General features: G+C 65.7%; 15 protein-coding genes. 8 read left to right on the top strand and 7 right to left on the bottom strand.

Translation table 11 applies throughout. From position 1 onward, the window contains the following. Positions 1-449: 449 nt before the first annotated feature. From AB0P21_RS10400 to AB0P21_RS10390, 3 genes are read right to left on the bottom strand one after another with little or no spacing between them, the layout of a single operon-like run. On the bottom strand, positions 450-1,391 hold the full coding sequence (locus AB0P21_RS10400; protein WP_363695432.1) for an SDR family oxidoreductase: 942 nt from the start codon (positions 1,389-1,391) through the stop codon (positions 450-452). Positions 1,392-1,442: 51 nt separating this feature from the next. Continuing rightward, complete coding sequence (locus AB0P21_RS10395) at positions 1,443-2,438, bottom strand: alpha/beta fold hydrolase (RefSeq protein WP_363695430.1); 996 nt, start codon at positions 2,436-2,438, stop codon at positions 1,443-1,445. Continuing rightward, positions 2,435-2,773 carry a BTAD domain-containing putative transcriptional regulator gene (locus AB0P21_RS10390; protein WP_363695429.1) on the bottom strand — a complete coding sequence of 113 codons (339 nt, stop codon included), beginning with the start codon at positions 2,771-2,773 and terminating at the stop codon, positions 2,435-2,437. The genes AB0P21_RS10395 and AB0P21_RS10390 overlap by 4 nt, the downstream gene beginning before the upstream one ends. A gap of 471 nt (positions 2,774-3,244) precedes the next feature. Here AB0P21_RS10390 and AB0P21_RS10385 point away from each other — a divergent pair, with 471 nt between their 5' ends. Then, positions 3,245-4,396, top strand: a complete 1,152-nt coding sequence (locus tag AB0P21_RS10385; protein ID WP_363695428.1) for an epoxide hydrolase family protein — start codon at positions 3,245-3,247, stop codon at positions 4,394-4,396. 37 nt (positions 4,397-4,433) lie between these two features. Here AB0P21_RS10385 and AB0P21_RS10380 read toward each other — a convergent pair whose 3' ends face one another. Together AB0P21_RS10380 and AB0P21_RS10375 are read right to left on the bottom strand one after the other, a co-directional pair. After that, on the bottom strand, positions 4,434-5,384 hold the full coding sequence (locus AB0P21_RS10380) for a zinc-binding dehydrogenase (RefSeq protein WP_363695427.1): 951 nt from the start codon (positions 5,382-5,384) through the stop codon (positions 4,434-4,436). 86 nt (positions 5,385-5,470) lie between these two features. Continuing rightward, positions 5,471-6,430, bottom strand: coding sequence for an NAD-dependent epimerase/dehydratase family protein (locus tag AB0P21_RS10375; protein ID WP_363695425.1), 960 nt, complete (start codon positions 6,428-6,430; stop codon positions 5,471-5,473). A gap of 35 nt (positions 6,431-6,465) precedes the next feature. On the opposite strand from AB0P21_RS10375, the gene AB0P21_RS10370 reads away from it, so the two are divergent. The 5 genes from AB0P21_RS10370 to AB0P21_RS10350 all read left to right on the top strand — a co-directional run bounded on the left by AB0P21_RS10370 (position 6,466) and on the right by AB0P21_RS10350 (position 10,757). Beyond that, on the top strand, positions 6,466-7,092 hold the full coding sequence (locus tag AB0P21_RS10370; RefSeq protein ID WP_363695423.1) for a DUF2461 domain-containing protein: 627 nt from the start codon (positions 6,466-6,468) through the stop codon (positions 7,090-7,092). Positions 7,093-7,385: 293 nt separating this feature from the next. Continuing rightward, the gene (locus AB0P21_RS10365) at positions 7,386-8,246 is read left to right on the top strand and encodes a helix-turn-helix transcriptional regulator (RefSeq protein ID WP_363695421.1); all 861 of its coding nucleotides are present in this window, start codon (positions 7,386-7,388) and stop codon (positions 8,244-8,246) included. 256 nt (positions 8,247-8,502) lie between these two features. Continuing rightward, positions 8,503-8,961, top strand: coding sequence for a hypothetical protein (locus tag AB0P21_RS10360; protein ID WP_363695420.1), 459 nt, complete (start codon positions 8,503-8,505; stop codon positions 8,959-8,961). A gap of 190 nt (positions 8,962-9,151) precedes the next feature. Continuing rightward, the gene (locus AB0P21_RS10355) at positions 9,152-10,219 is read left to right on the top strand and encodes a radical SAM protein (RefSeq protein WP_363695418.1); all 1,068 of its coding nucleotides are present in this window, start codon (positions 9,152-9,154) and stop codon (positions 10,217-10,219) included. A 1-nt stretch (position 10,220) separates the two neighbouring features. Then, positions 10,221-10,757, top strand: coding sequence for a CYTH domain-containing protein (locus AB0P21_RS10350; RefSeq protein WP_363695416.1), 537 nt, complete (start codon positions 10,221-10,223; stop codon positions 10,755-10,757). Positions 10,758-10,922: 165 nt separating this feature from the next. Here AB0P21_RS10350 and AB0P21_RS10345 read toward each other — a convergent pair whose 3' ends face one another. After that, a complete protein-coding gene (locus AB0P21_RS10345; RefSeq protein WP_363696471.1) occupies positions 10,923-11,792 on the bottom strand; it encodes a helix-turn-helix transcriptional regulator in 870 nt (289 codons plus the stop codon). A gap of 478 nt (positions 11,793-12,270) precedes the next feature. Between AB0P21_RS10345 and AB0P21_RS10340 the strand changes: the two genes are divergently transcribed. Beyond that, complete coding sequence (locus AB0P21_RS10340) at positions 12,271-12,465, top strand: hypothetical protein (RefSeq protein ID WP_363695414.1); 195 nt, start codon at positions 12,271-12,273, stop codon at positions 12,463-12,465. A 26-nt stretch (positions 12,466-12,491) separates the two neighbouring features. Next, positions 12,492-12,677, top strand: a complete 186-nt coding sequence (locus tag AB0P21_RS10335) for a hypothetical protein (RefSeq protein WP_112249279.1) — start codon at positions 12,492-12,494, stop codon at positions 12,675-12,677. A gap of 207 nt (positions 12,678-12,884) precedes the next feature. Here the strand turns inward: AB0P21_RS10335 and AB0P21_RS10330 are convergent, their stop codons facing one another. Continuing rightward, on the bottom strand, positions 12,885-13,118 hold the full coding sequence (locus tag AB0P21_RS10330; RefSeq protein WP_363695413.1) for a DUF397 domain-containing protein: 234 nt from the start codon (positions 13,116-13,118) through the stop codon (positions 12,885-12,887). Positions 13,119-13,165 lie beyond the last annotated feature (47 nt).

Below are 13,165 nucleotides of genomic sequence, written 5' to 3'. Positions count from 1 at the left end.
TCAGGTGGTCTGAGCTGTGGTTACAGCAGGGGCGGCTCCGGCGCCGTTCTCCAGCAGGAGTTCCGCCGACGCTGGTCAGCAGAAGCTGCTGCGGCTTCCGCGTAACCGCCCGCGGCGTTTGCTGAGCTGGCCCCGCGCTTTGCGGTGCAGGTGGTCTGAGCTGTGGTTACAGCAGGGGCGGCTCCGGCGCCGTTCTCCAGCAGGAGTTCCGCCGACGCTGGTCAGCAGAAGCTGCTGCGGCTCCCGTGGGACCGCCCGCGGCGTTTGCTGAGCTGGCTCCGCGCTTTGCGGTGCAGGTGATCTGAACCGCAGGATACGCAGGAGCTAGTCAGGCTAACGGGCAGTCGGCCGGCAGGTTGATCAGGTTCGGCCGCATCCCCGGGCGCCAGGTCTCCAGTAGGAGTTGCTCTCGCACCCGGTCTCCGGCAACATCCTCCGCGCCCGACCTGCTAGCTCGGGAAGCTGATGCTGGTGAGCTCCTCGGAGACGTCCCAGATGCGACGAGCCTCGTCAGTACTACGAAGGCGGGAGTACAGCTTCTGCTCCGCCGGCCTGCCGCCGAGATGCCCGAGCCCGCTCGGCCCATAGAACCCACCGGCCTTGGCATCGGGGGAGGTAGCGGCGTACAGAGCAGGAAGCTGCGCAGTCCGGACTGTCCCCACGAGAATCCCGCGGGCCGAAAGCATCCGGATCAGACGAACACCAAGCGTGTCCTGAGAGCGGCCGAGTTCCGGCCGGGCGGCGAGGAGGCTGGTGGGGGCGATGCCGGGGTGGGACAGGTTGCTGGTGATGCCCCAGTTGCCTGCTTCGCTGCGGCGGTTGAGTTCCAGACCGAAGAGGCCGAAGGCGATCTTCGATTGGCTGTACGCCTTCATGCCGTCGTAGCTGCGTTCCCAGTTCAGGTCGTCCCAGTTGATGGCGCCCTGGTTCGCCGAGATGCTGAGTTGGGAGGTCACCCGGGCGTGGCCGGCGCGGAGCAGTGGTAGCAGGTGGGCTACTAGGGCGAAGTGGCCTAGGTAGTTAGTACCGAATTGCAGTTCGTACCCGTCGGCGGTGGTTTGCCGGGCGGGTGGGGTCATCACACCCGCGTTATTGATCAGCAGGTTGATGGGCTGATCCTCCGCCAGCAGGGTTTTGCCCAGCGCGGCGACGGAGTCGAGGGAGGACAGGTCGAGGGTACGGAGTGACACCTTCGCGTCAGGGACTTGCTGACGGATCGTCGCGAGAGCGGCCTCCCCCTTGCTCGGATTGCGGACCGGCAGGATGACCTCCGCGCCGGCGCCCGCCAGGCGTGTCGCGATGCCGAGGCCCATCCCGTCGCTCGCCCCGGTGACGACAGCGCGCCGGCCGGACAGGTCGGGAAGAGTGATGTCGATCGGACTGCGTGCCATGTCTGCTCCTGGAGGTTGCGGGTCCTTGCACTCTCGCTGAAAACCTCGGCGTTAGTCAGTGCCGCTCGATCCACTGCTTGAGAAGACCAGGCTGAGCCAGCCCAGAATCAGCTCGAGCGCCTCGGGATCGAGCCGGGTCCCGTCCTCGTTGTACCCCGTGCCCGGCGCCGCGGCGATCTCCTTGAGCGCGCGGGTGTCCTCCTTGAAGACATGGTTCGCGTCCGGCGGGAACGCGAAGGTCACGTTGTCCATCCCGGCAGCGGCCGCCTGCAAACGATCCCCATCAGCCCGTACGTCGATCTGCACGTCCTTCCCGCCGATCAGCACGAGCGCCGGAACCTCGACCTGTGGCAGCCGATCGACGGCCGACTCGGTCCACAGTTCGCGGGCCAGCGGGAGGTTGGCGGGGTTCTCGAAGCTGCCCAGCGTCAGCCGCACGGCCTCCGGCAGACTCGCGTCGAGCTCCATCGGCTGCCCCGCCGTGTACCGCTCGGTTGCCTCGCGCACCGAAATCATCAACGCGGAGCCGTCGGGGATCTGCGCTGCCTGTGCCGCAAGTTGCGAGAGCAGGACCTCGCCGACCGGGCGGCCCGGCGGAGCGGCGAGCACGATTCCGGCGAGAGGTACGTCCTGCGCGCTGGTGGCATAGCGGAGTACGTGCAACGTTCCCTCACTATTGCCCAGCGCAACGATCGGCCCGACGAATTCCTCAGCAGCCAGTACGCCGACCGCTGCCACCAACTCGTCGAGATGCGACCCCATGCTCAGCTGGCCGATGAGCTTGCCGACGTTCTCCATTGCCTGCGGCCCCGAAGCCCGCTTGTCGTACCGCAGCGAAGCGATCCCCGCCCCGGCAAACGCCTCCGCGAACAGCCGCGCCGATCCGTTCGTCCCCGGCATCAGCGGCGAACACCAGTCCCGATCGGTCGGCCCGCTCCCGGCCACGAGCACAACAGCCGGGAAAGGCCCGTCGCCGTCAGGCCGGACGACGGTGCCCTGCATCGTGATCCCGTCCAGCTCCCACGTCACAGCGGTGGAGGTCGTCATCGGTGGGTCTCCTCAGCGAGCGTACGGCGTACCGGGTCGCCTCGATCTTGCACCGACCAGCTCCGCTCGCACATCCGCCTCGCGGGGGACGGCTCACCCAACAGGATGGACAGGTGGAGCTCCTGCAGCTCCTGACAAGGCCGGATCGCCAACTGGTCGGCGAGCAGGCGGTCGATCGCGCGGTAGGCGGCCAGTGCCTCCGCCTGGCGGCCGCTGCGGTGCAGAGCCAGGATCAGCTGAGCCCGCAGGTTCGCGGACGGGTGCCGCGCGGTCAGTATCTTCAGCTCGAGGATCAGCGGCGCATGGACGCTGTCAGGCCGAGTGATCCGACTCACTCGGACGGAGCGGTCGCTCGGGTGTCGATCTCGACGGATCTGCCGACCGCCGCCGTTGCTCGGAATTGTGGATTCGCTTTGGCCGAGGTACTACGCCAGGCGTTTGTACAGCACTACGGGATCTCCCCATCCAGCCACCGCGCCAGCCACACCCGCACCCGCACCCGCTGACTCTCCGTTCACCAGCCGCGTTCACCATCTGCGGGCGCCACCTGCGGGCGCCACCTGCGTCCCCGCCACCTGCATGCACCACCTGCGTCCAGCTCAAGCCCGCACGTCCTGCCTTTCGCCGATGGCAGCTCAGACCACGTGCAGCGCAAAGCGCGGGGAGAGCGCAGCGCACGTCGCGGGCGGTCGAGCAGACTCCGTGCAGCGCAAAGCGCGCGGACGGCCGGCGAACGTCGCGGGCGGTTGATTGGCGGGCGGGGATATTGGCGTGCATCGGGGAGATCGGTGGGGGAGGGTGTCGCTGTGAGCATCGATGAGTTTCGGGTGGATATCCCGCAGTCCGAGTTGGACGAACTGCATACGCGGCTCGATCAGACGCGTTGGCCGGATGAGTTGCCTGGGGTCGGCTGGGCGTACGGCGTACCGCGCGACTATCTGCAAGAGCTCGCGCAGTACTGGCGGAATGAATACGACTGGCGCAAGGCCGAGGCGGAGCTCAATCAGTGGGAGCAGTTCACCACCACGATCGACGGGACCCGCGTGCATTTCGCGCACCTGCGGTCGCCGGAGCCGGATGCGACTCCGTTGCTCATCACGCACGGATGGCCGGGGTCGATCGTCGAGTTCCAAGCGATCGCAGGCCCGCTGACCGATCCTCGGGCGCATGGCGGCGATCCAGCGGCGGCGTTCCATCTGGTGATGCCGAGCATTCCGGGGTTCACGCTGTCCGGGCCGACGCGCGAGACGGGGTGGGAAGGCAAGCGGGTCGCGAGAGCGTTTGCTGAGCTGATGGAGCGGCTGGGGTACGACCAGTACGGCGTACAGGGTGGTGACTGGGGTGCTTGGATCTCGCGGGAGCTGGGGCGGATCCACCCGGAGCGGGTGATCGGGGTTCACCTCAACCTGATTCCGGGGTCGGGTGCGACCACGGAGCCGACTGACGAAGAATTGGCGCAGCTGGAGCCGGCGGAGCGCGAGCGGGCCTGGGCGTCGTGGCGGCGGTTCCAGAGTTGGAGCAAGGAGCGCCAGGGGTACGCCGAACTGCAGAGCACCCGGCCGCAGACGCTTGCCTACGCGCTGACCGATTCGCCGGTCGGTCAGTTGGCGTGGATCGCCGAGAAGTTCGAGGAGTGGTCGGACGGGCCAATTGATCGCGATCACCTGCTAACCAACGTGTCGCTGTACTGGTTCACCCGGACGGCCGGCTCGGCGGCGCGGATCTACTACGAGCGCGCTCATGCCCCGTACTACGGTCAGCCGATCGAGCCGTCGCGGACGCCGACCGCGCTCGCCGACTTCGCTCAGGAGAACTTCATCCCGCTGCGGCACATCGCGGCGGCGACGAACAACATCGTCCGCTGGACGTCGTACCCGAGCGGCGGTCATTTCGCAGCGCTGGAGCAACCCGAGCTGCTGGTGGCTGATATTCGTGCTTTCTTCAGCGAACTGGGCTGACCGCGCGTAGGACCGCCCGGTCGCGGTCCGGGCGGTCCTACGGGCGGAGTACCAGTTTGCCGGTGGTGCGGCGGGTGAGCAGGTCTTCGTGGGCGGCGCGGGCGTCGGCGAGCGCGTACTCCGTGACGACCGGGTGAAGCTTGCCTTTGGCAACCAGATCGAACAGCTCGGCGAGCGGTTCGCGGAAGCCGCCGGGGAGCTTGAGGGCCGGGCGAAGCCAGAAGCCGGCGATGGTGAGGTTGTGGTCGGCGAGCAGCGCCGGGTCGATCAGCGGGCGGCGTCCCTCGCGAGCCGCGTTGCCGAAGGTGACCAGCCGGCCGAATCCGGCCAGTGCGCCGAGCGCCGCGTTGAAGGTCGCGCCACCGGCCGACTCCAGTACTACGTCCACCGGGCGATCATCGTTCGCCGCGATGACCCTGGCGGCGTACCCCTCCGGGTCGCTGTCGACGGCGACGTCCGCGCCGAGCGAGACGGCCAGCTTGCGCTTCTCCTCGGTCGAGGCGACTGCGATGACCCGGCCGGCGCCGAAGTGCCGGGCGAGCTGCACGGCCAGCGAACCGACGCCGCCGGCCGCTGCGTTCACCACGACGGATTCGCCGCGCGACAGGCGAGCGCTGTTGCGGAGCAGGTGCCAGGCGGTGAGTCCTTGCACCAACAGAGCGAGGGCTTCGCCGTCGCCTACCTTGCCGGGGACGTCGACCGCGTCGGCTGCGGCGACCACCGCGAGTTCGGCGTACCCGCCGCCGTCGAAGGTGGTCGCGAGGACGCGGCGGCCGTCAGTACTGCGGCCGACGACCTCGGAACCGGGGACGAAGGGCAGCTCGGTGATGGTCGTGTAGGAGCCGTCGGTGCGATGGGTGTCGGCGTAGTTCACTCCGGCGGCGCCGACCTCGATCAGCAACTGGTCCGCGGCCGGCACAGGCGCGGGAAGCTCGATCGGGACGAGGACCTCGGGCCCGCCGTACTGGCTGACCTGGATGGCGCGCATGAAGTCGATCCGTTCTCTCGGTGAAGCTTCCACCGTAGAGCCGGATCTCGCTCCTGCCGGAAAATTGCACGTTGTTGCAATTCGTACTAGTCGGCCGGCCGGTCGAGAGTGAGCTGGCCGTTGGCGACGAGCCAGCCGAGCGCGTCGAGGGTCGCGCCGAGGGCGGAGTACGAAGGAGTGAAGCCGAGCAGGCGAGCGGCCTTCTCCATCGAGCAGTGCGGGCTGTGACTGAGGTGATCCAGCGTGATCTCCGCATCGCGCTCCGAGACGGTCCTGCGCCACTCGTCCCACGGCAGATAGGTCAGCCGTGACTCCTGGCCGAACCAACGTGCGACACCCTCTGCGTACCCGCGCAACGTCATCGCGCCGGCGGCCACGGCGTGGAAACTCTCGCCGACGGCGACCGAGCGGTTCGCCATCGCGGCGAGGAAGACGCCGGCGACGTCGGCGGCATGAACGTGCTGGACCGTCTCCAGTCCGAGGTTGGGCAGGGCGAGCTCGTTGCCGTTGGCAATGGTTTCGAAGACGCCGAGGTCGAGGTTTCCGGCCGGATTGACCGGGGCCCAGCCGGGGCCGCTGATGTGTCCGGGATGGACGACGGTGGCGGGCAGGCCGTCGCGGCCGAGCAGGTACTGCGCTATCGCGGCCTTGGCGATGCCGTAGTCGCCGAATGGTTCGGTCAGCGCTTCTTCCGGTGTCGGCACGAGGGTGCTTGGACCGTGGACCCAGATCGTGCCGCAGTGGAGGAGGTGGCGCACCTGGCCGCGCAGTGCCTCACCGAGCTGCCGGGCACTGGCCTCGGTGAAGCAGATCAGATCGATCACCACCTCGGCGTCGAGCGCGCGGATCCGCTCGCCGAAGGCGCCCGCGGCGTCCTCGGCGTCCCGGTCGACGGTGATCAGCTCGACGCGTCGCCAGGCGGAGCTTGCCCGGTACGGCGTACGCTCACCGCGGCTGAGCACGATGACTTGATGGCCGGCCAGCACCAACTCCGGCACCAGGTAGCTGCCGATGTGTCCGGTGCCTCCGATCACGACGATCCGCATGTGGCCACAGTAGTGCGGCGAACTATGGTGGCCGTATGAGTTTCACCGGCTTCCCGGCGGCAGCGCTGGACTTCTACGACGATCTCGAGATGGACAACAGCAAGACCTTCTGGACGGCGAACAAGCACGTCTACGAGGAGTCGGTGAAGGCGCCGATGGTCGCGTTGCTGGCGGAGCTGGAGCCGGAGTTCGGGGCGGCCAAGCTCTTCCGGCCGTACCGCGATGTCCGGTTCGCGAAGGACAAGACGCCGTACAAGATCGCGCAGGGTGCGTTCATCGACCTCGGGCCGTCCACCGGGTATTACGTCCAGCTGTCGGCGCCCGGCGTGCGGGTCGGAGCTGGCTTCTACGAGGCCTCCGGTGATCGGCTGGCCCGGATCCGGACGGCGATCGACGAGGACCGGCGGGGCAAGCAGCTGGAGAAACTGCTCCTCGCTCTGCAGGCGGAGGGGTGGGAGCTTGGTGGTGAGAAGCTCAAGACGACACCTCGCGGGTACGACGCCGGTCATCCGCGGATCGATCTGCTCCGGCACAAGTCGATGAGCGTGAACAAGTCGTACGGCTTCGAGCCGATCATCCACACCGCCGAGCTGGCCGAGCAGATCCGCCGGGACTGGCGGGCCACCGCCCCACTCCTCGACTGGATCGCAGCCAACGCCTGACTGATTTAGCGCAAACGCCCGACCTGCTCAGCGGTCATCGGTGCTCTTGACGGAGGACGGTGAGCTAGTCCAGGTCTCGGCTACTGGTCAGAGTCAGCCCGCCATCCGTTGATCTGTCCATCGTCGTAACGGTGTCGCCTGCTCATGAGAGACCGTACGGAGCGTAATGATTCTTGTACCATGCGAATCTTGGTGTGCAGACAGTCCTGTCAGGACAGATTTGTCGTCGATGAGCAGACCAACTTGGTCCGAATTCGCACCGTTGCGGAGTCAAAAACGAGAGGTTGTGGGAAATGCCGAGACCGTCTGGCCCTCCGACCGTACGGCTTCGCCGCCTCGCGTCCGAGCTGAAGGCATTTCGTGCCGAGGCCAAGCTGACGCGCGAGCAGGTGCAGGAACAGACCGGTGTCAACCAGGGGACGCTGTGGCGCATCGAGAAGGGCCAGGCCAAGCCGCACAACGGCACGTTGGAGACCCTGTTCGACCTGTACGGCGTCGCCGAGTCGCGCCGCCTTGAGCTCATCGAACTGACCAGAGGTGCGAAGCAGCCCGGGTGGCTTCGCCAGTACAAGGACGTTGTTCCGCAAGGCTATGCCGCCTACATCAGCTTCGAGTCGGATGCGAAGGCCGCACACAACTACGAGTCACTGTTCGTTCCGGGTCTTCTACAGACCGAAGAGTACGCTCGGGCGACGCTGGTCGATGGCTTGCCGATGGACACCGACACGATCGAGCGGAACGTGCAGACGAGGATGGAACGTCAGGTCGTACTGGCGCGGAAGAGGGAAGGGCGAGATCCGCTGGAGTTCTGGGCGGTCGTCGATGAAGCGGCGCTTCGAAGGGAAGTCGGCGGCCGCGCTGTCATGCGGGCTCAGCTCGGCCGACTACTGGAAATGAGCGAGCGACCCAACATCACGCTTCAGGTGGTTCCCTTCGACAAGGGAGCCTACCCGGGGATGACCGGTGCCTTTGTGCGGCTCAACTTCGGGGCCGTAGCGCCTGACATCATCTACGTGGAGAGCTTGGCCGGAGACATCTTCTTGGAGTTGGAGGCCGAGATCGATCGGTACGGCTTGGTGTTCGATCACCTGCGTGCCCGGGCGCTCAGCCCGCGCGACTCCAGCGCCCTGATTGCCACGCTGATCGCCTACTGAGAAGGAAGGGTGATCGCCAATTGCCGAGTGTGACCCGACCCAGGCTAACGGAGGGCAATCGTTAAGGGGCCGGACGATGTGAGCAGTTCGCATCGTTCGGCCCCTTCACTTTTCCACAACCTCGCATTTTGGTGCTGGTCGGGTACGGCAGGAATCCGACACAGCGAAAGCAACTCCCGTTTCGCTTGCCGATCTCCCCTATCAGTCACTCGGATTCGTATGGTGTAGCAGTCGTCACATTTCGTACGGTCGTTTCGTGACGATCTATGTGAGCCAGGCGTCCTGGCCAGACGGTGATCACCCGCTTGGGCTGCCGACTCGTTCATGCTCGCGCAGTGGAAACGGCGCATCGGCATCGTGGAGTGCGGTGACCCACTCAGTGGCCCCGCACCTCAGTGTGAAGCGCACGCTCTACTGCTATGCCCAGGAGCACCTTGCCAGCAGGTTGCGTGATGTTGTCGAGATTCATGAGGCTGCGGACCGAGTGGCGACTGGAGGCGGTTACCGTCTCGGGCCTCTCTTCATCGAAGAGGCTGGCTCCGGCCAAGCGATGCAGGCGCTCATTGAGGTTGCAGCGGCTTTCCACGACGGCGGAGCGGCAGTGGCGGTGCCCTCTCGCGGACACTTCATTCCGCTCGGCAGACCGCATGAGTGGCAGGTGTTTCTTGAACAGATCACTGGTCACCCGCTCCTGTTCACAAGCCGCATCCACTGAGCAGCGGGGCGGACATGCCGGCGCCCTGTCGCCCGTGTCCGTCCTGCTTTCCACAGCTCACACGAATCGCAACAACCGCGCCAACCCTGGGGAGCGACCACCCATGAACACCAGATATCCGTCTGCCGCGTGGAGAGAGGGACAGGCGTCAGTCCTCGGCTCGCATCCGAGGTCGGGCCTACCTGTCCGCTTGTCGGTCGACCGAACGCTGCGGCTGAAGGTCATCGACGCATGTGGCATGACTTGCACCTTCTGCCACAACGAAGGCACTCCGGTTGCCGCGGACAACCTCGGCCGACCGCTCACCGAGTTAACCTCTGCAGGACGTTCGGGCCGGGTCTCCATCTATCTGAGAACGAATGGTGCCAGATTCCTGCCGGCGACCGTCGCTCCGGACGACAGCCTGGCCACGACCTTGAGAATGCTTCGAGACGCCTTGCTCGTGGACGAGTTGCACCTCACCGGCGGCGAGCCGACGCTGCATCCGAGGTTGGCTGAGGTGGTGGCACTCGGTGTTAGCACCGGATACAAGATTTGCGCGACATCCAACGGCGAGAACGGTGCACGGGTACTTCCTGCCTGCGGCGAGGCCGGCCTGGAGCGAGTCAACTTCTCCATCTTCGGAACCACGGCCGGCGAGCTCGCCCAAGTGCAACATGGCAAGTATGCCAACGCGCTACGCGCGGAGCGGAAGATCCAAGCTCTGCAGGACGCAATTCAAGTGGCGATCAATCACGGCATTGGGGTGAGTGCGAACATCGTTGTGCCGAACGCGAGTCACGTTCCTCGCGTGCATCGGCTGCTCACGGAGTACTCGCCGTTCATATCAGTGCGACTGCTCAACTCGTTGGACGACGGCGAGGTGTCGATCGACGCTATTCACAAGCTCCTTGTGGATCTAAAGGCAGTACCTATCGGCATCAGCGTGACTGCGGGTGCGTCTGGCTGGAGAACGGCGTACCGGTTGCCGTCGGGCAGAGTCGTGTACTTCAAGCAGATCCGTCCTGTGCGCCTGCCCGAGAGCTGTACTGGCTGTCGTTTCAACAATGGCACCGATTGCGAAGAGGGGTACTACGGCGTCAGGCTCTATCGCGATCGCGACGGCGGGTTCCAGGTCGGTGTTTGTATCCAGCGCATGGATCTGTGCCTTCCTGTGGAAGAGTTTGTTCGCAGTGACCTCCGCGATGAGATTCTCTCGTTGCGGGAGGCGGAGTTTCGGAAGCTTGCGACGAAGTACGGGGCCGAGGGAGAGAGCTGAGATGCCGATCGAGTTCGAGGCCAAGATGTTGGACGTCGAACCGGATGAACTTGCGGATCGGATCCTCCGCCTGGGTGGTCGGCGGGTGGGCGACCGGCTGATGCGACGGTACGTGTACGACATCAGGGTGGGAGACGAGTCGCGATGGATTCGGCTGCGGGATGACGGTACGGCGGTGACGTTGACCGTGAAGGAGATTGCACACGACGGGATCGAAGGGACGACGGAGACCGAGGTGGTGGTCAGCGACTTCGAGGTCACCAACGAGTTATTGGGTCGGATCGGGTTCCATGCGAAGTCGTATCAGGAGAATCGGCGGGCCAGCTTCGAGCTTGACGGTGCTGAACTAGAGATCGACTGGTGGCCGTTGATCCCGCCATATCTCGAGATCGAGGGGCAGTCTCGGGAGCATGTCGTCCAGGTTGCCGAGGCGTTGGGCATCTCTGAGGATGAGCTCACCGGTGAGAACACGGTTAAGGTGTACGCCCGCTATGGAATCGATCTGGCTGAGATCAGCGAGCTCAGATTTCCTGAGTGAGGCATCGAGGCCAAACTACTCGGCTCATGCCACGGCTCTATCCCACTGGAGGTCCAATCAGCAGGGCCGCCTGGGAGTGACCGGCCCTCCGTAGCGGGAACTATTCAGTTCCTGACGGCGTGACGCCGGCAGGAACTGCCCTCACCAACCACGGAGGACTGACGCTCAGTCGTAGTCGTGGAGGATGGCGGCGAGGCGGTCGCGGGTTTTGCTGGGTGGGGGAGCTGCCACGCAGAGAGCTTCCATCGTCGCCGTGTACTGGTCGAGGTCTTCGAGCCTGTCCAGGTAGAGCGCGCTGGTCAGGTGCTCGATGTAGACGATGTCGGGGAGATCCTGCTCGGGGAAACGCAGGATGCTGTAGGCGCCGCCGGTGGCTGCGTGGCCGCCTGAGTCGAACGGCATCACCTGGAGCGTCACGTTCGGCATGTGGGAGGCCTCGATCAGGTGCTCGAGTTGGATGCGCATCGCCTTCAGGCCGCCGATCGGGCGGCGGAGTACCGACTCGTCGACGACGGCCCACAGGCGGACCGGGGTCGGTCGGGACAGGATCTCCTGGCGGTTGACCCGCAGGGTGACGCGGCGCTCGACCTCTTCGGCGGGGATCAGGCCGCGGCCGAGCTGGACGACTGCGCGGACGTACTCCGGGGTCTGCAGCAGGCCGGGGACGAACTGCAGCTCGTAGGTACGGATCAGTTGGGCCGCGGACTCCAGGCCCAGGTAAGAGTGGAACCAGCTGGGCAGTACGTCGCCGAAGCGGTGCCACCAGCCGGGGTTGTTGGCGTCGCGGGCCAACGCGAGCAGCCGCTCGCGCTCTTCGCCGTCGTCGATGCCGTACAGGGACAGCAGGTCGCGGACGTCGCGCTCCTTGAAGCCGACCCGGCCGAGCTCCATCCGGCTGACCTTGGACTCCGACGAGCGGATCTCCCAGCCGGCGTCGGACCTGGTGATCCCGGCCGCCTCACGCATTCTCCGCAGGTGCGCGCCGAGAATGATCCGCAGCGCGGTCGGCCCGCCCGAAGCGCCCGACTCCGTCACACTCACCTCCGACGCCCCAGCACGAGATCCCACACGGCGGCCTGTCCCACCCCGACGAATCATCTCATGGCCCAGCGGTGATCTGTCGAAGTTCTTACATAAGAGTCGGGGTCGCCGTCCGCGACCGGCATCGTTGCCAGATTTCATCACCCTCAGTCACGGCGAGCAGTGGCCGCCGGCGCGTGCACGAGTAAGCCCGCCAGCAGAAAATCGCTTCCAAGTCAGGTTGATTGGGAGGTTTGAGGCTCAGATGAGCGCGCTGGAGGCCGCTGCTGAGCGTTCAGTTGGTCACAAGTCGAAAACGTGCGGATGCACGTGCATCTGGCGCTTGCATTCGTTTCATGCGACCGCCATGATTGCTTCATGCACAGAAGGTGAGCTGAATCTCGCAAATAGTGACATCGCGTGATTCAGCAGGCCGGTCCTACAGACCCGCCGGGCGGTGCGGCCGGCATGACTGGTTGGGGAACCCGAGTCGATGAATGACGACGACACAGACGCCATCAGGTTCGCGGCAGCCCGCCCTTCCGGCGAGCGCGCCCCCGATGAGCTGACTGAGCGGGAGATCCAGGACCTGGTGGCGCGCTGCCCCGAGCAGCAGCGCTGGGCCTTCGAGGGCTGGCTTCGCGGGGAGCGCCTGCTGGACGGCGACCCCGTCGTGAGCCTGGGATGAACGCCGAACGAGCGAAAGGCTGGAAAATGGTGCGGATCTGGTTGGGCGACCACCTGATCGCCGAGTACGTCGCGGAGCCCGACCGGGCCTCGCGTTACCAGCGGGTGATGACGCCCAAGTTCACCGGTCTGCGGATCACGGTGGACGGCGCGGCCACCGCTGGAGCCTCGGAACTGCCGAGCGAGCAGCTCTGGCCGCTCACTGTTCAGTAGGTCCGTACCCCGAAACGCCCACTGGTTCGCAGGACAGCTCTGCTGCGCACCAGCGAAGAAAGGCCGGCCTCCTAGCGGAAGGCCGGCCTTTGTCGTTCCCGTCGGCCGCCGAGGCATAGATGCGACCGGCCTCACCGAAGTACCAAGACAATAAGAAGCCCCTCCACCACTCGCCTGGTGAAGGGGCCTCTCGCTCGTGAGGTGTGACTAGACGAGGTATCCGAACTCCCCGTCCTGAACGCCGCCGAGAAATGCTTCCATCTCAGCTTTGGTGAAGACCAGTGCCGGTCCGTCCGCGTGACGCGAGTTCCGCATCGCCACGCCGCCGCCGGGAAGCGTCGCCACCTCTACGCAGTTGCCTTGCGGGCCGCTGCGCTGGCTCTTCTTCCAGATCAGCTCGCTGTTCGCGTCGCCGGGCATGCCGTTGTAGATAGCAGTCATCAGCTGCACCTTCCGTACGTCTTTGGCATATGCACGTGCATTTGGGC

Origin of the sequence: Kribbella sp. NPDC056861 (genome assembly GCF_040687575.1) — a bacterium.
GTDB lineage: Bacteria > Actinomycetota > Actinomycetes > Propionibacteriales > Kribbellaceae > Kribbella.
Note: the sequence above shows the minus strand (reverse complement) of the source record. Positions and strands in the feature narration are given on the sequence as shown.

What these genes read in the sequence shown, in the direction of transcription:
- AB0P21_RS10335 (WP_112249279.1), top strand. Translation starts at nt 12,492, where the DNA reads ATGGTGCGGATCTGGTTGGGCGACCACCTGATCGCCGAGTACGTCGCG.
- AB0P21_RS10365 (WP_363695421.1), top strand. Translation starts at nt 7,386, where the DNA reads ATGCCGAGACCGTCTGGCCCTCCGACCGTACGGCTTCGCCGCCTCGCG.
- AB0P21_RS10350 (WP_363695416.1), top strand. Translation starts at nt 10,221, where the DNA reads ATGCCGATCGAGTTCGAGGCCAAGATGTTGGACGTCGAACCGGATGAA.
- AB0P21_RS10375 (WP_363695425.1), bottom strand. Translation starts at nt 6,430, where the DNA reads ATGCGGATCGTCGTGATCGGAGGCACCGGACACATCGGCAGCTACCTG.
- AB0P21_RS10340 (WP_363695414.1), top strand. Translation starts at nt 12,271, where the DNA reads ATGAATGACGACGACACAGACGCCATCAGGTTCGCGGCAGCCCGCCCT.
- AB0P21_RS10380 (WP_363695427.1), bottom strand. Translation starts at nt 5,384, where the DNA reads ATGCGCGCCATCCAGGTCAGCCAGTACGGCGGGCCCGAGGTCCTCGTC.
- AB0P21_RS10400 (WP_363695432.1), bottom strand. Translation starts at nt 1,391, where the DNA reads ATGGCACGCAGTCCGATCGACATCACTCTTCCCGACCTGTCCGGCCGG.
- AB0P21_RS10330 (WP_363695413.1), bottom strand. Translation starts at nt 13,118, where the DNA reads ATGACTGCTATCTACAACGGCATGCCCGGCGACGCGAACAGCGAGCTG.
- AB0P21_RS10370 (WP_363695423.1), top strand. Translation starts at nt 6,466, where the DNA reads ATGAGTTTCACCGGCTTCCCGGCGGCAGCGCTGGACTTCTACGACGAT.
- AB0P21_RS10395 (WP_363695430.1), bottom strand. Translation starts at nt 2,438, where the DNA reads ATGACGACCTCCACCGCTGTGACGTGGGAGCTGGACGGGATCACGATG.